Annotated in this window: 33 protein-coding genes; 1 reads left to right on the plus strand and 32 read right to left on the minus strand. The window is 70.3% G+C overall.

What is annotated here, in order from left to right:
* Nucleotides 1-3 precede the first annotated feature (3 nt).
* Complete coding sequence (gene truA / locus ACTJIY_RS13405) at nucleotides 4-912, minus strand: tRNA pseudouridine(38-40) synthase TruA (protein ID WP_440674374.1); 909 nt, start codon at nucleotides 910-912, stop codon at nucleotides 4-6.
* Between the two features lie 137 nt (nucleotides 913-1,049).
* On the opposite strand from truA, the gene ACTJIY_RS13410 reads away from it, so the two are divergent.
* Entirely contained in the window at nucleotides 1,050-1,820 is a 771-nt protein-coding gene (locus ACTJIY_RS13410; RefSeq protein WP_253050815.1) for an ROK family protein, read from the plus strand.
* A gap of 5 nt (nucleotides 1,821-1,825) precedes the next feature.
* On the opposite strand, the gene ACTJIY_RS13415 is transcribed toward ACTJIY_RS13410, so the two are convergent.
* The 31 genes from ACTJIY_RS13415 to rpsJ all read right to left on the minus strand — a co-directional run bounded on the left by ACTJIY_RS13415 (nucleotide 1,826) and on the right by rpsJ (nucleotide 19,624).
* A complete protein-coding gene (locus ACTJIY_RS13415) occupies nucleotides 1,826-2,641 on the minus strand; it encodes an alpha/beta fold hydrolase (RefSeq protein WP_440674335.1) in 816 nt (271 codons plus the stop codon).
* Nucleotides 2,642-2,864: 223 nt separating this feature from the next.
* Entirely contained in the window at nucleotides 2,865-3,428 is a 564-nt protein-coding gene (gene rplQ / locus ACTJIY_RS13420; protein ID WP_253050813.1) for a 50S ribosomal protein L17, read from the minus strand.
* A 74-nt stretch (nucleotides 3,429-3,502) separates the two neighbouring features.
* A complete protein-coding gene (locus tag ACTJIY_RS13425; protein ID WP_253050812.1) occupies nucleotides 3,503-4,519 on the minus strand; it encodes a DNA-directed RNA polymerase subunit alpha in 1,017 nt (338 codons plus the stop codon).
* Nucleotides 4,520-4,736: 217 nt separating this feature from the next.
* A complete protein-coding gene (gene rpsK / locus ACTJIY_RS13430) occupies nucleotides 4,737-5,141 on the minus strand; it encodes a 30S ribosomal protein S11 (protein ID WP_021479759.1) in 405 nt (134 codons plus the stop codon).
* A gap of 113 nt (nucleotides 5,142-5,254) precedes the next feature.
* Nucleotides 5,255-5,629, minus strand: coding sequence for a 30S ribosomal protein S13 (gene rpsM, locus ACTJIY_RS13435; RefSeq protein ID WP_021479758.1), 375 nt, complete (start codon nucleotides 5,627-5,629; stop codon nucleotides 5,255-5,257).
* 237 nt (nucleotides 5,630-5,866) lie between these two features.
* On the minus strand, nucleotides 5,867-5,980 hold the full coding sequence (gene rpmJ, locus ACTJIY_RS13440; RefSeq protein WP_003956441.1) for a 50S ribosomal protein L36: 114 nt from the start codon (nucleotides 5,978-5,980) through the stop codon (nucleotides 5,867-5,869).
* A gap of 95 nt (nucleotides 5,981-6,075) precedes the next feature.
* Entirely contained in the window at nucleotides 6,076-6,297 is a 222-nt protein-coding gene (gene infA / locus ACTJIY_RS13445) for a translation initiation factor IF-1 (RefSeq protein WP_012867920.1), read from the minus strand.
* A gap of 319 nt (nucleotides 6,298-6,616) precedes the next feature.
* Complete coding sequence (gene map, locus ACTJIY_RS13450) at nucleotides 6,617-7,453, minus strand: type I methionyl aminopeptidase (protein ID WP_440674334.1); 837 nt, start codon at nucleotides 7,451-7,453, stop codon at nucleotides 6,617-6,619.
* 40 nt (nucleotides 7,454-7,493) lie between these two features.
* Entirely contained in the window at nucleotides 7,494-8,105 is a 612-nt protein-coding gene (locus tag ACTJIY_RS13455; RefSeq protein WP_440674333.1) for an adenylate kinase, read from the minus strand.
* Complete coding sequence (gene secY / locus ACTJIY_RS13460) at nucleotides 8,102-9,400, minus strand: preprotein translocase subunit SecY (RefSeq protein WP_440674332.1); 1,299 nt, start codon at nucleotides 9,398-9,400, stop codon at nucleotides 8,102-8,104. Before secY ends, ACTJIY_RS13455 begins: the two co-directional genes overlap by 4 nt.
* A 308-nt stretch (nucleotides 9,401-9,708) precedes the next feature.
* Nucleotides 9,709-10,275 (minus strand): 50S ribosomal protein L15, encoded by a 567-nt coding sequence (rplO, locus tag ACTJIY_RS13465; protein WP_253050809.1) that lies wholly within the window; start codon nucleotides 10,273-10,275, stop codon nucleotides 9,709-9,711.
* Between the two features lie 2 nt (nucleotides 10,276-10,277).
* Nucleotides 10,278-10,460, minus strand: a complete 183-nt coding sequence (gene rpmD / locus ACTJIY_RS13470; RefSeq protein ID WP_021480439.1) for a 50S ribosomal protein L30 — start codon at nucleotides 10,458-10,460, stop codon at nucleotides 10,278-10,280.
* Nucleotides 10,460-11,116, minus strand: coding sequence for a 30S ribosomal protein S5 (gene rpsE, locus ACTJIY_RS13475; protein WP_024840322.1), 657 nt, complete (start codon nucleotides 11,114-11,116; stop codon nucleotides 10,460-10,462). The genes rpmD and rpsE overlap by 1 nt, the downstream gene beginning before the upstream one ends.
* 40 nt (nucleotides 11,117-11,156) lie before the next feature.
* On the minus strand, nucleotides 11,157-11,528 hold the full coding sequence (rplR, locus tag ACTJIY_RS13480; RefSeq protein ID WP_047233819.1) for a 50S ribosomal protein L18: 372 nt from the start codon (nucleotides 11,526-11,528) through the stop codon (nucleotides 11,157-11,159).
* A gap of 2 nt (nucleotides 11,529-11,530) precedes the next feature.
* Nucleotides 11,531-12,067 (minus strand): 50S ribosomal protein L6, encoded by a 537-nt coding sequence (gene rplF, locus ACTJIY_RS13485; protein ID WP_087471319.1) that lies wholly within the window; start codon nucleotides 12,065-12,067, stop codon nucleotides 11,531-11,533.
* Between the two features lie 19 nt (nucleotides 12,068-12,086).
* On the minus strand, nucleotides 12,087-12,485 hold the full coding sequence (gene rpsH / locus ACTJIY_RS13490; RefSeq protein ID WP_087471318.1) for a 30S ribosomal protein S8: 399 nt from the start codon (nucleotides 12,483-12,485) through the stop codon (nucleotides 12,087-12,089).
* Between the two features lie 82 nt (nucleotides 12,486-12,567).
* Nucleotides 12,568-12,753: a type Z 30S ribosomal protein S14 gene (locus ACTJIY_RS13495; protein ID WP_021480434.1), complete on the minus strand. Its 186-nt coding sequence runs from the start codon at nucleotides 12,751-12,753 to the stop codon at nucleotides 12,568-12,570.
* A gap of 1 nt (nucleotide 12,754) precedes the next feature.
* A complete protein-coding gene (gene rplE / locus ACTJIY_RS13500) occupies nucleotides 12,755-13,324 on the minus strand; it encodes a 50S ribosomal protein L5 (RefSeq protein WP_087471317.1) in 570 nt (189 codons plus the stop codon).
* Nucleotides 13,324-13,665 carry a 50S ribosomal protein L24 gene (rplX, locus tag ACTJIY_RS13505; protein WP_087471316.1) on the minus strand — a complete coding sequence of 114 codons (342 nt, stop codon included), beginning with the start codon at nucleotides 13,663-13,665 and terminating at the stop codon, nucleotides 13,324-13,326. The genes rplE and rplX overlap by 1 nt, the downstream gene beginning before the upstream one ends.
* Nucleotides 13,666-13,667: 2 nt before the next feature.
* Nucleotides 13,668-14,036 carry a 50S ribosomal protein L14 gene (gene rplN / locus ACTJIY_RS13510; protein WP_021480431.1) on the minus strand — a complete coding sequence of 123 codons (369 nt, stop codon included), beginning with the start codon at nucleotides 14,034-14,036 and terminating at the stop codon, nucleotides 13,668-13,670.
* Between the two features lie 204 nt (nucleotides 14,037-14,240).
* Entirely contained in the window at nucleotides 14,241-14,531 is a 291-nt protein-coding gene (gene rpsQ, locus ACTJIY_RS13515) for a 30S ribosomal protein S17 (RefSeq protein WP_047233816.1), read from the minus strand.
* A gap of 11 nt (nucleotides 14,532-14,542) precedes the next feature.
* A complete protein-coding gene (gene rpmC, locus ACTJIY_RS13520) occupies nucleotides 14,543-14,779 on the minus strand; it encodes a 50S ribosomal protein L29 (protein WP_021480429.1) in 237 nt (78 codons plus the stop codon).
* Nucleotides 14,779-15,198, minus strand: a complete 420-nt coding sequence (gene rplP / locus ACTJIY_RS13525) for a 50S ribosomal protein L16 (RefSeq protein ID WP_047233815.1) — start codon at nucleotides 15,196-15,198, stop codon at nucleotides 14,779-14,781. The genes rpmC and rplP overlap by 1 nt, the downstream gene beginning before the upstream one ends.
* A gap of 3 nt (nucleotides 15,199-15,201) precedes the next feature.
* Nucleotides 15,202-16,047: a 30S ribosomal protein S3 gene (gene rpsC, locus ACTJIY_RS13530; protein WP_253050808.1), complete on the minus strand. Its 846-nt coding sequence runs from the start codon at nucleotides 16,045-16,047 to the stop codon at nucleotides 15,202-15,204.
* The gene (gene rplV / locus ACTJIY_RS13535) at nucleotides 16,047-16,418 is read right to left on the minus strand and encodes a 50S ribosomal protein L22 (protein WP_021479879.1); all 372 of its coding nucleotides are present in this window, start codon (nucleotides 16,416-16,418) and stop codon (nucleotides 16,047-16,049) included. The genes rpsC and rplV overlap by 1 nt, the downstream gene beginning before the upstream one ends.
* Before the next feature lie 58 nt (nucleotides 16,419-16,476).
* The gene (gene rpsS, locus ACTJIY_RS13540; RefSeq protein WP_047233813.1) at nucleotides 16,477-16,758 is read right to left on the minus strand and encodes a 30S ribosomal protein S19; all 282 of its coding nucleotides are present in this window, start codon (nucleotides 16,756-16,758) and stop codon (nucleotides 16,477-16,479) included.
* Between the two features lie 15 nt (nucleotides 16,759-16,773).
* Entirely contained in the window at nucleotides 16,774-17,610 is an 837-nt protein-coding gene (gene rplB / locus ACTJIY_RS13545; RefSeq protein WP_047233812.1) for a 50S ribosomal protein L2, read from the minus strand.
* Between the two features lie 31 nt (nucleotides 17,611-17,641).
* Nucleotides 17,642-17,932, minus strand: coding sequence for a 50S ribosomal protein L23 (rplW, locus tag ACTJIY_RS13550; protein ID WP_021479876.1), 291 nt, complete (start codon nucleotides 17,930-17,932; stop codon nucleotides 17,642-17,644).
* On the minus strand, nucleotides 17,929-18,633 hold the full coding sequence (rplD, locus tag ACTJIY_RS13555; RefSeq protein ID WP_047233829.1) for a 50S ribosomal protein L4: 705 nt from the start codon (nucleotides 18,631-18,633) through the stop codon (nucleotides 17,929-17,931). Before rplD ends, rplW begins: the two co-directional genes overlap by 4 nt.
* Nucleotides 18,634-18,638: 5 nt before the next feature.
* Nucleotides 18,639-19,301: a 50S ribosomal protein L3 gene (rplC, locus tag ACTJIY_RS13560; RefSeq protein ID WP_047233811.1), complete on the minus strand. Its 663-nt coding sequence runs from the start codon at nucleotides 19,299-19,301 to the stop codon at nucleotides 18,639-18,641.
* A gap of 14 nt (nucleotides 19,302-19,315) precedes the next feature.
* Nucleotides 19,316-19,624: a 30S ribosomal protein S10 gene (gene rpsJ / locus ACTJIY_RS13565; RefSeq protein ID WP_012867945.1), complete on the minus strand. Its 309-nt coding sequence runs from the start codon at nucleotides 19,622-19,624 to the stop codon at nucleotides 19,316-19,318.
* Nucleotides 19,625-19,994 lie beyond the last annotated feature (370 nt).

Raw genomic sequence — 19,994 nt, forward strand, 5'->3', positions numbered from 1 at the left:
GGGCTAGCCCCTCGGCGGTCCGGCCAGGTCGCGCGACGCGCCCTCGTCCCAGACGTCCTCCTCGTTCCGGACGGCGCGGATCCGGTCGGCGCGGGCGGCGAGCTCGTCGTCGGGCGGGTACGTGACCTCCTCGAGCACGAGCCCGTGGGCGGGGACGACGCCGGCCCCCGCGTCGCGGCGTCGGCTCGCGAGGAGCTCCGCGGGCCAGGCGACGTCGCGTCGCCCCTCCCCCACCGCGAGCGACGCGCCGACGAGCGCGCGGACCATGTTGTGGCAGAACGCGTCCGCGCGGACGTGCGCGACGACGAGGCCCGCGTCGGGACCGTCGACCGGCCGCGACCACGACAGGTGCTGGAGCTCACGGATGGTCGTCGCCCCGGGGCGCGGCTTGCAGAACGCCGCGAAGTCGCGCACCCCGAGGAGCGGCTGCACGGCGGCGTCCATCGCGGCGACGTCGAGCGGGCGCCGGTTCCACAGGACCCAGGCGCGCCGCAGCGGGTCGCGCTGCGCCGCGTCGTCCGCGACCCGGTACGTGTACGCGCGGTGCAGGGCCGAGAAACGGGCGTCGAACCCGGCCGGCGCCGGCGCCGCGCGGTGGACGACGACGTCACCCGGCAGCACCCCGCCGAGCCGCGCGACGAGCGCGTCGCCGGGCGAGCGGTCGGAGCGCCCGGGCAACGCCTCCCACTGGTCCCGCGTGAGGTCGACGTGCGCGACCTGTCCCCGCGCGTGCACCCCCGCGTCGGTGCGCCCCGCGACGGTGAGGCGCGGTGCCGGCCCCCGCAGGAGCGTCGCGAGACCGTCCTCGACCGCGCCCTGGACCGTCCGCAGCGCCGGCTGGCGAGCCCACCCGGCGAAGTCCGTCCCCTGGTAGGCGAGGTCCAGGCGGACCCGCACGACGCCGTCGGGCAGCGCGTGCCGCCCCGTGCCGTCGGCAGGGGCGGACGCGGGGGCGTCGGGGGCGTCGGGGGCCAGGGCGTCGCTCACGGGAGTTCACCGTAGTCGCCCGGCCGTGCGGCACGCGCGTCGTCGTGCCTACGCTGCCGCCCATGACCGGCGACCGCGCAGACGTCCGCACCCTCGCCGTCGACTGCGGAGGCGGCGGGATCAAGGCCAACGTGCTCGACGCGTCGGGCACCGCCCACGCCGCCGCCGTCCGCGTGCCCACGCCCTACCCGCTGCCCCCCGAGCTGCTGGTCGAGACGATCGCGGAGATCGCGGCCACGCTCCCGCCCGCCGACCGGGCCACCGTCGGGATGCCCGGCATGATCCGGCGCGGGGTCGTCGTGCACACCCCGCACTACGTCACCCGCAGCGGACCCCGCTCGCGCGTCGACCCGGCGCTCGTCGAGGCATGGACGAGCTTCGACGTCCAGGCGGCCGTCGCCCGGCGGCTCGGCGTGCCCGCGCTCGTGCTCAACGACGCCGAGGTGCACGGCGCGGGCGTCGTCGCGGCGTCCGGGCTCGAGCTCGTGCTGACGCTCGGGACGGGGCTCGGGTCGGCGCTGTTCCACGGCGGGCGGCTCTCGCCGCACCTCGAGTGGTCGCGCGCCCCGGTGCGCCGCGGCACCACCTACGACGAGTACGTCGGCGAGCCGGAACGCCGCCGGCTCGGCAACGGGCTGTGGTCGCGGCGCGTCCTCGCGGTCGTCGAGGGCCTGCGGCCCGTCTTCTGGTGGGACCGGCTGTACCTGGGCGGCGGGAACTCGCGGCAGATCGCCCCGAGCGTCCTCGACCGCCTCGGCGACGACGTCGTGGTCGTCCCCAACTCCGCGGCGCTCGTCGGCGGTGCACGCGCCTGGGACCTGCCGCCGGCCTGACCGTCTCAGCGCTCGACGGCGCGGCGCGGGGCGACGCCCGCAGGCGGCGCCCCGTCCGCCCCGGGGGCCGGACGACCCGCCGCGAGCGCGCGGTGGGCGTCGAGCAGGGCCCGGTTGAACGCGACCGGCGCGTCGAGGCTCACGAGGTGCCGCGCGCCCGGGATCACCACGAGCCGCGCGGGCGCTCCCCCGCGCCGGGCCGCCTCGACGAACCCCCGCTCCCCGAACCGGAAGTGGTCCCACCGCCCGTTGACCACCCACACGGGCGAGTCCGCGGCGGCGAGCGCGGACACCGGGTCGACCGCCTCGACCTCGCGCAGGATCGCGCTCATCACGTCGAGCGCGAAGCCGCCGGCCGCGAGGTCGGCCGCGGCCTGCGGCGTCAGCGCCCGGTCGACGAGCGCCTGGTTGAGCCCCGCTCCACCGTCGGGCAGGCGCTCGATGCCGCGCGCGACGAGGAGCCAGCCCCCGCGCAGTCGGGTGGCGGGCGGTGTCGAGCAGGCGGCGGCCACGAGGCCGACGACGCGCTCGGGGTGACGAGCCCGTGCCTCGATCGCGACGTAGCCGCCGAGCGACAGCCCGACGACGAGCGCACGCCCGCCGAGCTCGTCGATCCCGGACGCGACGGCCTCCACGGCACCGTCCAGGGTGAACGCCTCGCCCCGCCGCGCCCCGTGCCCCGGCAGGTCCACGGCCACCGCATCGACGCCCGCGCGGCGCAGGGCCGCGAGCTGGTCGCGCCACATCGACCGCGACGTGCGCGAGCCGTGCACGAGCACGACGGGCGGCCACGCCGCCAGGGAGGAGTCGACACTCGTCACGTCTCGACCGTAGGCCCTCCCCGACGCGAGATCGACCCGGACGTCGCGACGTCGACCTCCCGAAGGTCGATCTCGGCCGTACGGGCCGATCTCGCACCCACCTTCGCGGCCGCACGCACACCGACGCCGGCAGGGCGGCAGAACGCCGCAGGGCCCGGGACCGTACGGTCCCGGGCCCTGCGGCGTGGGGTCGCGGAAGACCCCGAGAGTCGATCGAGGAGGCTCAGGCCTCCTTCTTCTCCTCGGCGGCGTCCTCGACGGGCGCGTCCTGGACGTCCTCGGCGGGAGCGTCCTCGACGGCGACGGGAGCGTCCTCGACGGGCGCGTCCTCGACCGCGTCGGCCTTCTTGGCCGGCTTGTCAGCCTTCTTCTTGCTCGCCTTCTCCGCGGCCTTCTCCGCCTCGCGGACGACGGCCTGCTTGGGGCTGACGGGCTCGGTCACGAGCTCGATCACGGCGAGGGGCGCGTTGTCGCCCTTGCGCGTGCCGACCTTCGTGATGCGCGTGTAGCCACCCTCACGCTCGGCCATCTGCGGGGCGATCTCGGTGAACAGCGTGTGCACCACGGACTTGTCGCGCACGACGCGCAGGACGCGACGACGCGCGTGCAGGTCGCCGCGCTTGGCGAACGTGATGAGGCGCTCGGCCACCGGGCGCAGACGCTTCGCCTTGGTCTCGGTGGTCGTGATGCGGCCGTGCTCGAAGAGCTGGGTGGACAGGTTCGCGAGCATCAGGCGCTCGTGAGCCGGTCCGCTGCCGAGCCGGGGGCCCTTGGCGGGGGTAGGCATGGGATGTGCTCCTTGGGAAGTGTTCGCGCCGCAGGTGCGGACCCGGACGCGCTGAGGTGTCTAGAGCCGCAGGCTCAGTACTGCTGCTCGGTGTCCGAGAACGTCGCCTCGTCGTCGCCGTCGTAGTACGCGGCGGCCGACGGGTCGAAGTCGAGCGGCGAGTCCTTGAGGGACAGGCCGAGCTCGGCGAGCTTCTCCTTCACCTCGTTGATGGACTTCGCACCGAAGTTGCGGATGTCCAGCAGGTCCGCCTCGCTGCGTGCAACGAGCTCGCCCACCTGGTGGATGCCCTCGCGCTTGAGGCAGTTGTACGAGCGGATCGTGAGGTTGAGCTCCTCGATCGGCAGCGCCAGGTCCGCGGCGAGAGCCGCGTCCGTCGGCGACGGGCCGATCTCGATGCCCTCGGCCTCGACGTTGAGCTCACGGGCCAGGCCGAAGAGCTCCACCAGCGTCTTGCCCGCCGACGCGAGAGCGTCGCGCGGCGAGATGGCCGGCTTCGTCTCGACGTCCACGACCAGCTTGTCGAAGTCCGTACGCTGCTCGACACGCGTCGCCTCGACCTTGTAGGTCACCTTGAGGACCGGCGAGTAGATCGAGTCGACCGGGATGCGCCCGATCTCGGCGTCGAAGGACTTGTTCTGCGAGGCCGAGACGTACCCACGGCCGCGCTCGACGGTCAGCTCGATCTCGAGCTTGCCCTTGTCGTTGAGCGTGGCGATGTGCAGCTCGGGGTTGTGGACCTCCACACCCGCGGGCGGGACGATGTCCGCCGCGGTGACCGCACCAGCACCCTGCTTGCGCAGGTACATCACGACGGGCTCGTCGTTCTCCGAGGAGACGACGAGGTTCTTGATGTTGAGGATGACCTCGGTCACGTCCTCCTTCACACCCGGCACGGTGGTGAACTCGTGGAGCACACCGTCGATGCGGATGGAGGTGACCGCCGCGCCCGGGATGGACGACAGCAGCGTGCGACGCAGCGAGTTGCCGAGCGTGTAGCCGAAGCCGGGCTCCAGCGGCTCGATGGAGAAGCGCGAACGGTTCTCCGAGATGACCTCTTCGGTCAAGGTGGGGCGCTGTGCGATCAGCACTGGTGGTTTCCTTTCGGTGAGCGTCCGCCATATGACGCTGCACGGTTCAAGGCGAGGTGCGTGCCTGCGGCACGCGGCCCCGGCCGGGACTCTGTCCACCCGGTCGGGAAGGGTGCGTCGACCCCGTCAGGAGGCGGCTGCCCCGTGACGGGCGCCGTCGACGGGCTCGGCCGGTCGGTGACCGGGCGGCCCGTCGACGGCACGCCGACGACGAGGGTCAGACGCGACGACGCTTGGGCGGGCGGCACCCGTTGTGCGCCTGCGGCGTGACGTCCTGGATCGAGCCGACCTCGAGGCCGGCCGACTGCAGCGAGCGGATCGCCGTCTCGCGACCCGAGCCCGGGCCCTTGACGAAGACGTCGACCTTCTTCATGCCGTGCTCCTGCGCCTTGCGGGCAGCGGCCTCGGCCGCGAGGCCGGCGGCGAAGGGGGTCGACTTGCGCGAGCCCTTGAAGCCGACGTCGCCGCCGGAGGCCCACGCGATCACGGCGCCCGACGGGTCCGTGATCGACACGATCGTGTTGTTGAACGTGCTCTTGATGTGCGCCTGGCCGGCGGGGACGTTCTTCTTGTCCTTGCGGCGAGGCTTGCGCCCAGCGGCGGCGCGAGTCTTGGGAGGCATCTTTCGTTTCTCTCCTGGTCTGAGGTGGTCTGACCGCGGGGATCTCCGACCGGGACGACGTGGACCGTGCGGCCGACGTCAGCACCCGAGCGGGGCCCGCCCTGCGGACTGGCTCAGCGGGCCTTCTTCTTGCCGGCCACGGTGCGCTTGGGTCCCTTGCGCGTACGCGCGTTGGTCTTGGTGCGCTGGCCGCGCACGGGCAGGCCGCGGCGGTGACGCAGGCCCTGGTAGGTGCCGATCTCGACCTTGCGGCGGATGTCGGCGGCCACCTCACGACGGAGGTCACCCTCGAGCTTGTAGTTGCCCTCGAGGTAGTCGCGGAGCGCGACGAGCTCGGCGTCGCCGAGGTCCTTCACGCGCGCGTCCGGGCTGATGCCGGTCGCGGCCAGCGTCTGCTGGGCGCGGGTACGGCCGACGCCGTAGATGTAGGTGAGCGCAACCTCGAGCCGCTTGTCGCGGGGGAGGTCGACGCCGATGAGACGTGCCATGTGCCTTTCGGCTCCTCGTGCTTCGTCGGAGGTCTCTCGCACCGCCCTCCCACGGGGAGCTCCGTGGGCCCCGGCCTCCGAGCCGGGGGTTCCCCTGCCTGTGGCGTTCTCCTCCCGGACGCGTGTCCGGGGTGCCGAGCAGGTTCGTGGTGGTGCGCTGGTGGTCGTCCGTCGTCGTGACGGGCGGCCCGGTGACCGCGGTCCCGAGGGACCGTCACCCGTGGCGCAGGCGCGGGCTCAGCCCTGGCGCTGCTTGTGCCGCAGGTTGTCGCAGATCACCATGACGCGACCGTGCCGGCGGATCACCTTGCACTTGTCGCAGATCTTCTTGACGCTGGGCTTGACCTTCATCTTCGTTCCCTCAGTGGTGCCCCGCTCCGGGCGCGACCGACGAGCGGTCCCGGGATCCGGGTGGCGAGGCGGGTGAGTGGGTGGACGCGTGGCGACTACTTGTAGCGGTAGACGATCCGGCCGCGGGACAGGTCGTACGGGCTCAGCTCGACCACGACCCGGTCCTCGGGGAGGATCCGGATGTAGTGCTGGCGCATCTTGCCCGAGATGTGCGCGAGAACCTTGTGACCGTTGGCCAGCTCCACGCGGAACATCGCGTTCGGCAGGGCCTCGACCACGCTGCCCTCGATCTCGATGACACCGTCCTTCTTTGCCATGTCCTCCGCTAACTCTCGTCTGAACTGCTGGTACTCCCGCGCACGCCCGACCCGAGGGTCGTCCGTTCGTGGGAGGTGCGTGGAGCCGCGTGCGGGGATCGGTCGCCCGGGTCCCGAGGGACGGGGGCCGGTCGAACGACGTGCACGGACTACACCCGACGGATCATCCTACGGCATTCGGCAAGAGTCGCGAAACCGTGGCGGGCGCCGGAGGTCGTGCGACGCGTCACTCCCCCGCCGTGCGCCGGGCCGACCCGGCGGTGCCGTGCGGACGCCGGGCCGCGCAGGCGCGGGTCAGGTGCCGGGCGGGTAGAGGGCGTCAGGCCGCCAGGGGCGCGACGCGGACGCCGAGCTCCGCGAGCTCGGCCGCGCCGCCGTCGGGTGCGGTGAGGACCCAGATCCCCTCGTCGAGGATCGCGACGCTGTGCTCCCAGTGCGCGGCACGGGCGCCGTCGTCGGTCACGACCGTCCAGTCGTCCTCGCAGACCTCGGTGAACCGGTCGCCGAGGGTCAGCATCGGCTCGATCGCGAGGCACATGCCCGGGCGCAGCCGCGGGCCCTTCTCACGCGTGCGGTAGTTCGGGACGTCGGGCGGCTGGTGCATCGCGGAGCCGATGCCGTGGCCCACGTACTCCTCGACGATCCCGTAGGAGACGCCGTCGGACTCTCCCGAGACCCGGACCGAGTCCTCGATCGCGGCACCCACGTCGCCGAGCCGCTCGTTCGTGGCGAGCGCGGCGATGCCCGCCCACATCGCGCGGCGCGTGGCCTCGACGAGCGCCTCGTCGCGCGGCTCGCCCTCCCCGAGGACGAAGGAGACGGCCGAGTCGCCGTGCCAGCCGTCGACGATCGCCCCGCAGTCGACGGAGACGATGTCGCCCGGGCGCAGCTCGCGCGGACCGGGGATGCCGTGCACGACCTCGTCGTTCACGGACACGCACAGCGACGCCGGATATCCCTCGTAGCCGAGGAACGACGGCGTCGCGCCGGCGTCGGCGATCACCGCGGCGGCGAGCGCGTCCAGGTCGGCCGTCGTCATGCCCGGGCGGACGGTCTCACGGACCGTCTCGAGCGCCCGCGCGACCACGAGGCCGGCGCTGCGCATGGACCGGACCTGGTCGTGCGTCTTGTACTCGATGCGCTCGCGACCGAACACCCTGCTGCTCCCCAGAACCTGACGGACGAACGGACGGCGCTCAGCCGACGAGCGCGGTCAGCGCCGAGACGATGCGTCCGGTGATCTCGTCGACGTCGCCGATGCCGTCGACACGCACGAGCAGGCCGCGCTCGTCGTAGGCGGACGTGAGCGGCGCCGTCTGCTCGGCGTAGATGTCGAGGCGGCGCGCGATGGCCTCCTCGGTGTCGTCCTCGCGGCCCTCGATCTCCGCGCGCTTCGACAGTCGGGCGAGGAGCTCGTCGCGGTCGGCCGTGAGCTCCACGACGCCGTCGAGCGCGACACCCAGGTCGGCGAGGATCGCGTCGAGCTCGACGACCTGGGCCGCGTTGCGGGGGTACCCGTCGAGGATGAACCCCTGCGCCGCGTCGTCCTGGGCGAGACGGTCGCGCACCATCGCGTTCGTCACCGAGTCGGGGACGAGGTCGCCCTTCGCGGTGTACTCCTGCGCGAGCCTGCCGAGCTCGGTGCCGCCCTTGATGTTCGCCCGGAAGATGTCTCCGGTCGAGATCGCGGGGATGGCGAGCTGCTCGGCGAGCCGGGCGGCCTGCGTCCCCTTGCCCGCGCCCTGCGGGCCCATGATGACGAGGCGCGCGGGACGCGAGGTGGACTGGCCGTCGGTGGCGTTGCTCAACGGAGGAACCCTTCGTAGTGGCGCTGCTGCAGCTGAGAGTTGATCTGCTTGACCGTCTCCAGGCCGACGCCGACGACGATGATGATCGAGGAGCCACCGAACGGGATGTTCGTGCTCACGCCGAGCCCGATGAGGACCAGCGTCGGCAGCAGGGCGACGAGCGCGAGGTAGATGGAGCCCGCGGACGTGATGCGGGTGATGACGTAGTCGAGGTACTCGGCGGTCGGCCGCCCGGCACGGATGCCGGGGATGAAGCCGCCGTACTTCTTCATGTTGTCCGCGACCTCGTCCGGGTTGAACGTGATCGACGTGTAGAAGAAGCAGAAGAACAGGATCATCAGCACGTACAGCACGATGTGCAGCGGCGCGGCCGGGTCGGCCAGGTTCGTGCTGACCCAGATGACCCAGTCGGCGCTCTGGTCGCCGAACTGCGCGATGAGGCCCGGGACCGCGAGCAACGAGGCCGCGAAGATGACCGGGATGACGCCGGCCATGTTGATCTTGATCGGGATGTAGGTGCTCGACCCGCCGTACATGCGGCGCCCGACCATGCGCTTGGCGTACTGGACGGGGACGCGGCGCTGGGACTGCTCGACGAACACGACCAGGCCGATGACGACCACGATGACCGCGATCATGATGATGAAGTTCGTCGCGCCGTTCGCACCACCGGCGATCGACCACAGGGCGGTCGGGAAGCTCGCGGCGATCGACGTGAAGATGAGGAGCGACATGCCGTTGCCGACGCCGCGCTCGGTGATGAGCTCGCCGAGCCACATGATGAGGCCGGTGCCCGCGGTCATGGTGATGACCATGAGCGCCATCGTCAGGAAGCTGCCGTCGGGGATGACGTCCACCGAGCAGCCCTGGAAGAGCAGGCCGTTGCGCGCCGTCGTGATGACGGTCGTCGACTGGAGGATGGCGAGGGCGATCGTCAGGTAGCGCGTGTACTGCGTGAGCTTCGCCTGGCCCGACTGGCCCTCCTTGTGGAGCGCCTCGAAGCGAGGGATCACGACGCGCAGCAGCTGGACGATGATGCTCGCGGTGATGTACGGCATGATGCCGAGCGCGAAGATCGACAGCTGGAGCAGTGCACCACCGCTGAAGAGGTTGACGAGGCCGAGCAGGTCGTTGCCGTCGGCGGTCTCGTCGATGCACTGCTGCACGTTGGGGTAGTCCACACCCGGCGTGGGGATGAACGACCCCACCCGGAAGATCGCCATGATCGCGATCGTGAACAGCAGCTTGCGCCGCAGGTCGGGCGTCCGGAAAGCCCGGGCGAATGCGCTGAGCACCTATCCTCCTGGCCCGCCGAGGCGGGATGTCGTGTCGCCGGGAGGCCCGGCGAGGTGTGACGCACGGCACGGGCGCCAAGAGGCACCCTAGCCGTAGCGCCGCGTCGAACGGCAAGTCGGTCCCGACGACCGGACGGACCGACCGTGGACCTGCGAGTGACGGCGGTCACCCCGGGGTGCGGGGAGACAACCGTCGGAGAGTCTAACCGTGGCGCGCTGCCGGACGGACCACGGGTCGTGCGGGAGGGCCTCCCCAGACGCGGACAGGGCCGACGGCGCGAGCGCGCCACCGGCCCTGTCCAGGGGTGTCAGTCCTCCGAGACCGAACCGCCGGCCGCGAGGATCTTCTCGCGCGCGGCGCCCGAGAGGGCGTCGACCGCGACCTCGAGCTTGACGGTGATCTCGCCCGTGCCGAGCACCTTGACGAGCTGGCCCTTGCGGACCGCGCCCTTCGCGACGAGGTCCTCGACGGTGACCTGGCCACCCTCGGGGTACAGCGCCGCGAGCTTGTCCAGGTTCACGACCTGGTACTCGGTGCGGAACGGGTTCTTGAAGCCGCGCAGCTTCGGGAGGCGCATGTGCAGAGGCATCTGCCCGCCCTCGAAGCGCTCGGGAACCTGGTAACGAGCCTTCGTACCCTTGGTACCGCGGCCCGCCGTCTTACCCTTCGACGCCTCACCACGACCCACGCGGGTCTTGGCCTTCTTGGCGCCGGGAGCCGGACGCAGGTGGTGGATCTTGAGCGTGCCGCCGGCACCCTCGGTCTGCTTGCCCGACTGCTTCTCGGCAGTCGCGGCCTCCGCCTTCGCGGGGGCCTTGGCAGCAGCCTTCTTCTTCGGAGCCTCGGCGGTCTCCTTGGTGGCCTTCTCAGCCATGGTCACTCGACCTCCTCAACGGTGACGAGGTGCGCCACCGTCGCGACCATGCCGCGGATCTCCGGGCGGTCCTCCTTCACGGCGGTGTCGCCGATCCGCTTGAGGCCCAGAGTGCGCAGCGTGTCGCGCTGGTTCTGCTTGCCGCCGATGGCGGACTTCGTCTGGGTCACCTTGAGCCTGGCCATCAGGCGTTCACCCCCGCAGCACGGGCACGCAGGAGCGCGGCCGGGGCCACGTCCTCGAGCGGGAGACCACGGCGCGCGGCGACAGCCTCGGGCTGCTCCAGGTTGCGCAGGGCCTCGACGGTCGCGTGCACGATGTTGATCGCGTTCGACGAGCCGAGCGACTTGCTCAGCACGTCGTGGATGCCGGCGCACTCCAGCACGGCGCGCACCGGACCACCGGCGATCACACCGGTACCGGGAGCGGCCGGACGGAGGAAGACGACGCCGGCGGCGGCCTCACCCTGGATGGGGTGCGGGATGGTGCCCTGGATGCGCGGGACCTTGAAGAAGTTCTTCTTGGCCTCCTCGACACCCTTGGCGATCGCCGCGGGCACCTCCTTCGCCTTGCCGTAGCCGACACCGACGGTGCCGTCGCCGTCGCCCACCACGACCAGCGCGGTGAAGCTGAAGCGACGGCCGCCCTTGACGACCTTGGCGACGCGGTTGATGGTGACGACGCGCTCGACGAAGGCGTTCTTCTCGGCTGCGTCGCCACGGCGACCGTCGCGACGGTCACCACGACGGTCGTCGCGGCGCCCCCCGCGCGCGTTCTGGTCGCTCGACTCGTTGGCGGCACCCGTGGGGGCGCCGGTGTTGCTGCGCTGCCCTGCAGCCATCAGAGAATCCTTTGCTTCCGTGTGGGGATGGTCGGCGTCGTCACAGGGACAGACCGCCCTCGCGGGCGCCGTCGGCGACCGCAGCGACCCGACCGTGGTACTTGTTGCCGCCACGGTCGAAGACGACCGCGTCGACGCCCTTGGCCTTCGCACGCTCGGCGACGAGCTCGCCGACCTTGCGGGCCTTGGCGCTCTTGTCGCCGTCGAGCGCACGCAGGTCCGCCTCGAGCGACGAGGCCGACGCGACCGTCTGACCGATCGTGTCGTCCACGACCTGGGCCGTGATGTGGCGCGTGGAGCGCGTCACCACGAGGCGCGGACGAGCGGCGGTCCCCTTGATCTTCTTGCGCAGGCGGAGGTGGCGGCGCTGACGCGCGACGGCCTTGCCCTTGCCGAGAACCTTCAGAGCCATCGTTACTTACCAGCCTTTCCGACCTTGCGGCGGACGACCTCGCCGGCGTAACGCACACCCTTGCCCTTGTACGGCTCGGGCTTGCGGATCTTGCGGATGTTCGCTGCGACCTCGCCGACCTGCTGCTTGTCGATGCCGGAGACCGAGAACTTCGTCGGGCTCTCGACCGCGAACGCGATGCCCGCGGGCGGCGTCACGACGACCGGGTGGCTGAAGCCGAGGGCGAACTCGAGGTCCGAGCCCTTGGCCGTCACGCGGTAACCGGTGCCGACGATCTCGAGCTTCTTCTCGTAGCCCTGCGTCACGCCCTCGACGATGTTCGCCAGGAGGGTGCGCGTGAGGCCGTGCAGCGCGCGGGACTCGCGCTCGTCGTTCGGGCGCGTCACCACGAGGGTGCCGTCCTCCTGAGCGACCTGGATGGGGGCGGGCACGTGGTGCTCGAGGGAGCCCTTGGGCCCCTTCACGGTCACGAGCGCACCGCTGATGGTGACGTCCACTCCGGCGGGAACCGGAACGGGGATCTTGCCGATTCGAGACATGGCGTATCTCCTTTCCGGATTACCAGACGTAGGCGAGGACTTCGCCGCCCACGCCCTTCTTGGCGGCCTGCTTGTCGGTGAGCAGGCCGGAGGACGTGGACAGGATCGCCACGCCCAGGCCGCCGAGAACCTTCGGCAGCTCGGTGGACTTGGCGTACTTGCGCAGGCCCGGCTTGGACACGCGGCGCACGCCGGCGAGGCTGCGCTCACGGTTCGGGCCGAACTTCAGCTGGATGGTGAGGTTCTTGCCCACCGTCGCGTCCTCGACGCTCCAGCCGGAGATGTAGCCCTCGGCCTGGAGGATCTCGGCAATGTGCGACTTCAGCTTCGAGTACGGCATGGTCACCGTCTCGTGGTAAGCCGAGTTCGCGTTCCGCAGACGCGTCAGCATGTCTGCGATCGGGTCGGTCATCGTCATCGGGCTCTAGCCCTTCCTCGACGTGGTATCCGGGCGGGAGCGCGCCGTGCGGCGCGCTCCGCCAGGACCTACGACGTAGTTGTTACCAGCTGCTCTTGGTGACGCCGGGAAGCTCGCCACGGTGGGCCATCTCGCGCACGCAGATGCGGCACAGGCCGAACTTGCGGTACACCGAGTGCGGACGACCGCACTTCTGGCACCGGGTGTAGGCGCGGACCGCGAACTTCGGCTTGGCGGCCGCCTTGTTGATCAGGGCCTTCTTCGCCATGTCAGTTCTCCTTGAAGGGGAAGCCGAGACGGCGCAGCAGGGAGCGGCCCTCGTCATCGGTCGTCGCCGTGGTCACGATCGTGATGTCCATACCGCGGACACGGTCGATCTTGTCCTGGTCGATCTCGTGGAACATGGACTGCTCCGTGAGACCGAACGTGTAGTTGCCGTGCCCGTCGAACTGCTTGGGCGACAGGCCGCGGAAGTCGCGGATGCGCGGCAGGGCGATCGACAGGAGGCGGTCCAGGAACTCCCACATGCGGTCGCCGCGCAGCGTGACGTGCGCGCCGATCGGCATGCCCTCGCGCAGCTTGAACTGCGCGATGGACTTGCGGGCCTTGGTCACCTGCGGCTTCTGGCCGGTGATCGCGGACAGGTCGCGGATGGCGCCCTCGATGAGCTTCGAGTCCTTGGCGGCGTCACCGACACCCATGTTCACGACGATCTTCGTGACGCGGGCGACCTGGTTGACGTTCTCGTGCCCGAACTCCTCGCGCAGACCGGCGACGATCTCCTCGCGGTAGCGCTGCTTCAGGCGAGGCACCTCGGGGGCAACGATCTCGGTGCTCATCAGATGTCCTTCCCGGAGCGCTTGGCGACACGCACGCGCACGGTGCGCTTGCGGCCGTCACGCTCGACCTCTTCGGTGCGGTACCCGACGCGGGTGCCCTTCTTGGTCTCCGGGTCGACGACCATCACGTTGCTGATGTGGATCGGCGCCTCGACGGTCTCGATCCCACCGGTCCGCGTGCCGCGCTGCGACTGGCCGACCTTGGTGTGCTTGGTGATGCGCTGGACGCCCTCGACGATGACGCGGTCACGGTCGGTGAGCACCTCGAGGACGCGGCCCTGCTTGCCCTTGTCCTTGCCGGCGATGACGACGACGAGGTCGCCCTTCTTGATCTTGGCCATGGTCAGAGCACCTCCGGAGCCAGCGAGATGATCTTCATGAACCGCTTGTCGCGCAGCTCGCGCCCGACCGGGCCGAAGATGCGCGTCCCGCGCGGCTCGCCGTCGTTCTTGAGGATCACGGCGGCGTTCTCGTCGAACTTGATGTAGGAACCGTCCGGACGACGGCGCTCCTTGGCGGTGCGGACGACGACGGCCTTGACCACGTCACCCTTCTTCACGTTGCCGCCCGGGATCGCGTCCTTGACGGTTGCGACGATGACGTCGCCGATTCCGGCGTAGCGACGGCCCGAGCCACCGAGAACGCGGATGCAGAGAATCTCCTTGGCACCCGTGTTGTCGGCGACACGAAGTCGCGACTCCTGCTGGATCATGTAATGAACTCCTGTCGTCGAGCCGGTTCTCGCGCGGGGCGAGCCTTGCCGAACGGGTAGCTGTCAGTGCCGGGTCCCTCGCGGGTGAACCGGCCAGGACCGGGCGGTGGACCCGCCCGACCTGTCCTCACTGGTTGCCGCACCGCGGTGCGGCACGAGAGCGGTCGTGACGAGCGAGCGGGCCCGCCCGTCACGACCGGTGGATCACTTGGCCTTCTCGAGGATCTCCGCGAGGCGCCACCGCTTGGTCGCGGACAGCGGGCGGGTCTCCATGATGAGCACCAGGTCGCCCACGCCGGCAGAGTTCTGCTCGTCGTGCGCCTTGACCTTGCTCGTGCGGCGGATGACCTTGCCGTAGAGCGGGTGCTTGACCCGGTCCTCGACCTCGACCACCACGGTCTTGTCCATCTTGTCGCTCACGACGTAGCCGCGGCGCGTCTTGCGGTTCGCGCGCTCCTCGGCCGCCTCGGGCGCGTTCGTTGCGTTCTCGCTCATTCCAGCCTCACTCACTCGGCACTCGGCGCGGTACGGATGCCGAGCTCGCGCTCACGCAGGATCGTGTAGATCCGCGCGATGTCGCGGCGGACGGCCTTGAGGCGCCCGTGGCTCTCCAGCTGGCCGGTGGCCGACTGGAAGCGGAGGTTGAAGAGCTCCTCCTTGACCTTCTTGAGCTCGGCGACGAGCGTCTCGTCGTCCATGGCGTCGAGGTCGACGGGGGCGAGCCCCTTCGTTCCGATTGCCATCAGTTGCCACCACCCTCGCGCACCACGAAACGGCACTTCATCGGGAGCTTGTGGATCGCGCGACGCATCGCCTCGCGAGCCAGGTCCTCCGGGACACCGGCCAGCTCGAAGACGATGCGGCCGGGCTTGACATTGGCGACCCACCACTCGGGCGAACCCTTACCGGAACCCATGCGGGTCTCGGCAGGCTTCTTGGTCAGGGGACGGTCCGGGTAGATGTTGATCCAGACCTTGCCGCCACGCTTGATGTGGCGGGTCATCGCGATACGAGCAGCCTCGATCTGACGGTTGGTGACGTACGCCGGCTCGAGAGCCTGGATGCCGTACTCGCCGAACGCGATCTGCGTGCCACCCTTCGCCGCGCCGGAGCGCGACGGGTGGTGCTGCTTGCGGTGCTTGAGCCTGCGCGGGATCAGCATGACTCAGGCCTCCGTTCCGGTCTCAGGGGCCTTCGCCTCCGCGGCAGGAGCGGACTGCTCAGCCGCGGCCGGCGCCTCGGACCCGGAGGTCCGCTCGCCCGAACGCTCGGGACGACGGCCACCACCACGACGGTCGCCGCCACGCTCACCGCGCGGGCCGCCACGGCCCTGGCGCGGAGCGGCCGTGGCCTGCTGCGCGGCGAACTCCTTCTCGGTGACGTCGCCCTTGTAGATCCAGACCTTCACGCCGATGCGGCCGAAGGTCGTGCGGGCCTCGAAGAAGCCGTAGTCGATGTACGCGCGGAGCGTGTGCAGCGGCACACGACCCTCGCGGTAGAACTCCGACCGGCTCATCTCCGCGCCGCCGAGGCGGCCGGAGACCTGCACGCGGATGCCCTTGGCACCGGCGCGCTGCGCCGACTGGATGCCCTTGCGCATCGCACGACGGAACGAGACGCGGCTCGCGAGCTGCTCGGCGATGCCCTGGGCGACGAGCTGCGCGTCGACCTCGGCGTTCTTCACCTCGAGGATGTTGAGCTGCACCTGCTTGCCGGTGAGCTTCTCCAGCTCGCCGCGGATGCGGTCCGCCTCGGCGCCGCGGCGACCGATGACGATGCCGGGGCGCGCCGTGTGGATGTCCACGCGGACGCGGTCACGGGTGCGCTCGATCTCGACCTTGGAGATGCCTGCGCGCTCGAGACCGGTGCTCATGAGCTTGCGGATCTGGACGTCCTCGCGGACGTAGTCGCGGTACCGCTGTCCGGGCTTGGTGCTGTCGGCGAACCAGCGCGACCGGTGGTCGGTGGTGATGCCGAGGCGGTACCCGTGCGGGTGAACCTTCTGTCCCACTATCGGGCACTTCCCTTCGTGTTCTCACGCGGAGCGACGACCACGGTGATGTGGCTGGTGCGCTTGAGGATGCGGTTCGCACGGCCCTGGGCCCGCGGGCGGAAACGCTTGAGGGTCGGACCCTCGTCGACGAACGCCTCACGCACGACGAGCTCCTGCTCCTCGAACGCCTCGCTCGCACGGTCTGCCTTCACCCGGGCGTTCGCGATGGCGCTCTCCACGACCTTGCGGACGGGCTCGCTCGCCGCCTGCGGTGCGAACTTCAGCACCGCGACGGCCTCGGAGGCCTGCTTGCCACGGATGAGGTCCACGACGCGCCGGGCCTTCTGGGGCGTGACACGGACGAACCGCGCCTGCGCCTTGGCTTCCATTGCTGTCCTGCCTTCTTGTCTCTTGACCGTCCAGGTCGTCACCAGACTGACCCGGGGGTCAGCGGCGACGACCCTTCTTGTCGTCCTTCACGTGGCCGCGGAAGGTCCGCGTGGGAGCGAACTCGCCGAGCTTGTGGCCGACCATCGACTCGGTGACGAACACCGGCGTGTGCTTGCGACCGTCGTGCACGGCGAACGTGTGACCGAGGAAGTCGGGCGTGATGACCGACCGACGGGACCAGGTCTTGATGACGTTCTTGGTCCCCTTCTCGTTCTGAGCGTCCACCTTCTTCTGCAGGTGGCCGTCGACGAAGGGGCCCTTCTTCAGGCTACGAGGCATGTCTCCAGGCTCCTATCAGCGCTTCTTGCCGGTACGGCGACGACGCACGATCAGCTTGTCGCTCGGCTTGTTCGGACGGCGGGTACGGCCCTCCGGCTGGCCCCACGGGCTCACCGGGTGGCGACCACCGGACGTCTTGCCCTCACCACCACCGTGCGGGTGGTCGATCGGGTTCATGGCGACACCGCGGACGGTCGGGCGCTTGCCCTTCCAGCGCATGCGGCCGGCCTTGCCCCAGTTGATGTTCGACTGCTCGGCGTTGCCCACCTCGCCGACCGTCGCGCGGCAGCGCAGGTCGACGTTGCGGATCTCGCCGGAGGGCATGCGCAGCTGCGCGTACGGCCCGTCCTTGGCGACGAGCTGCACGGAGGCACCGGCCGAGCGGGCGATCTTCGCGCCGCCACCGGGCTTGAGCTCGATGGCGTGGATGACCGTACCGGTCGGGATGTTGCGCAGCGGCAGGTTGTTGCCGGGCTTGATGTCCGCGCCCGCACCGTTCTCGACGACGTCGCCCTGCTTGAGCTTGGCCGGCGCGATGATGTAGCGCTTCTCGCCGTCCGCGTAGTGCAGGAGCGCGATGCGCGCCGTGCGGTTGGGGTCGTACTCGATGTGCGCGACCTTGGCGGGCACGCCGTCCTTGTCGTGGCGACGGAAGTCGATCACGCGGTACGCACGCTTGTGGCCACCACCCTTGTGACGGGTGGTGATCCGGCCGGAGCTGTTGCGGCCGCCGCTCTTCGAGAGCGGGCGGACCAGAGACTTCTCCGGCTGCGAGCGCGTGATCTCGGCGAAGTCGGCGACGCTCGCGCCGCGGCGGCCGGGCGTCGTCGGCTTGTACTTACGGATTCCCATGGGGATCTGTCCTCAATCTGCTCTCGTCGGCTCAGCCGAAGATGTCGATCGTGCCCTCGCGGAGGGTGACGATCGCACGCTTGGTGTCCTTGCGCTTGCCCAGGCCGAAACGCGTGCGACGCGTCTTGCCCTTGCGGTTGATCGTGTTCACCGAGGCCACCTTGACGGAGAAGATCTGCTCGACGGCGATCTTGATCTCGGTCTTGTTGGCCCGCGGGTCGACGACGAACGTGTACTTGCCCTCGTCGAGCAGGCCGTAGCTCTTCTCGGAGACGACCGGCGCGAGGATCACGTCACGGGGGTCCTTGGTCACGGTGGTCACTTCGCGGCCTCCTCGGCAGCAGTCTCGTCCGCCTCGGTGGAGGTGGCGACGGCCTTCGCGGAGCGACCCGTGGCCGGGCCCGCCAGGAACGCGTCGAGCGCGCCCTGCGTGAAGACGACGTCGTCGGAGACGAGCACGTCGTAGGTGTTGAGCTGGTCGGCCACCAGGAGGTGGACCTGCTCGACGTTCCGCAGCGACTTGATCGTCAGCTCGTCGCCACGCTCGGTGACCACGAGGACGTGCTTGCGCTCGGAGAGCTTGGCGAGCGTCGAGACGGCGGTCTTGGTCGACGGCAGGCCGTCGACGCCGAAGCCGGTCACGACGTGGACACGGCCGTTGCGGGCGCGGTCCGAGAGGGCACCGCGGAGCGCGGCGGCCTTCATCTTCTTGGGCGTCCGCTGGTCGTACGAGCGCGGCGTCGGGCCGTGGACGGTGCCACCGCCGGCGAACTGCGGCGCACGGGTCGAACCCTGGCGGGCGCGGCCGGTGCCCTTCTGCTTGTACGGCTTGCGACCACCACCGCGGACCTCGCCGCGGCTCTTGGTGTCGTGGGTGCCCTGGCGTGCAGCGGCACGCTGGGCGACGACGACCTGGTGGATCAGCGGGACGTTGAGCTCGACGTCGAACACCTCGGCGGGGAGCTCGGCGGTGCCGGCCTTCTTGCCCTTGGGGTCCAGCACGTCAACGGTCAGAGCGGACATGGTGTTCACGCTCCCTTCGCGGCGCTGCGCACGAGGACGACGCCGCCCTTGGGGCCGGGAACCGCGCCCTTGACGAGCAGCAGACCCTTCTCGGCGTCGACCGCGTGGACGGTCAGGTTCTGGGTGGTCTGGCGGGCGTTGCCCATGCGACCGGCCATGCGCAGGCCCTTGAACACGCGCGACGGGGTCGAGGCCCCGCCGATCGAGCCCGGCTTGCGGTGGTTGCGGTGCGCACCGTGCGAGGCGCCCACGCCGGAGAAGCCGTGGCGCTTCATGACACCGGCGGTGCCCTTGCCCTTGGTCGTGCCCACGACGTCGACCACGGCGCCGGCCTCGAAGGCCTCCGCGGTGATCTCCTGGCCGAGCGAGTACTCGGCGGCGTCGGTGGTACGGACCTCGGCGACGTGACGGCGCGGCGTGACGCCGGCCTTCTCGAAGTGGCCCTTGAGCGGCTTCGTGACCTTGCGCGGGTCGATCTGGCCGTAGGCGAGCTGCACGGCGGCGTACCCGTCGGCGTCGGCCGTGCGCACCTGCGTCACGACGTTCGTCCCGACGGCGACGACGGTCACGGGCACGAGGCGACCGGCCTCGTCCCAGAGCTGCGTCATCCCGAGCTTCGTGCCGAGCACCGCGGTGACCGGGCGCGCGTTCTGCTGGGGAATAGTCATGATGTCCTCCAGCCTCAGAGCTTGATCTCGATGTTCACGTCGGCAGGCAGGTCGAGACGCATGAGCGAGTCGACGGCCTTCGGCGTGGGATCGATGATGTCGATCAGCCGCTTGTGCGTGCGCATCTCGAAGTGCTCGCGGCTGTCCTTGTACTTGTGAGGCGACCGGATGACGCAGAAGACGTTCTTCTCCGTCGGCAGCGGCACCGGACCCACGACCGTTGCACCAGCGCGCGTCACCGTGTCGACGATCTTGCGCGCCGAGCTGTCGATGACCTCGTGGTCGTAGGACTTGAGCCGGATGCGGATCTTCTGTCCCGCCATGGCGTCGTCTGACTCTCTCTCTCGAACCGCTAGCTGTCCGACCCCCGCGCTCGGGCGTGTCGCGTAGTCGCGACGCACCTGGGCGCACGCGCCGAGAGACGCAGGGCCGTTGGATATGTGGACCGGCGTCCGCACCGTGCTGACGCACGGCTCCGCGGAGCAGACCACAACGTTTGTGCGAGCCTGGTCGGAACGTGTGTTCCGCGGGGTACTCGATCCATGGCGACAGAGAGCTCAACCCGCAGACCCGGGACGAGATCCCGGGGTCCTGGCCCTCCTCGGGAGGACCGGTTCAACACACTGTTCGACACGTGAAAGAGCGCACCCGTAACAGGCAACCTGAACAGTCTGCCACACGAAGCCCGCCCGG

The organism is Cellulosimicrobium sp. 22598, assembly GCF_052044445.1.
In the GTDB taxonomy this organism is placed as follows: Bacteria; Actinomycetota; Actinomycetes; order Actinomycetales; family Cellulomonadaceae; genus Cellulosimicrobium; species Cellulosimicrobium cellulans_G.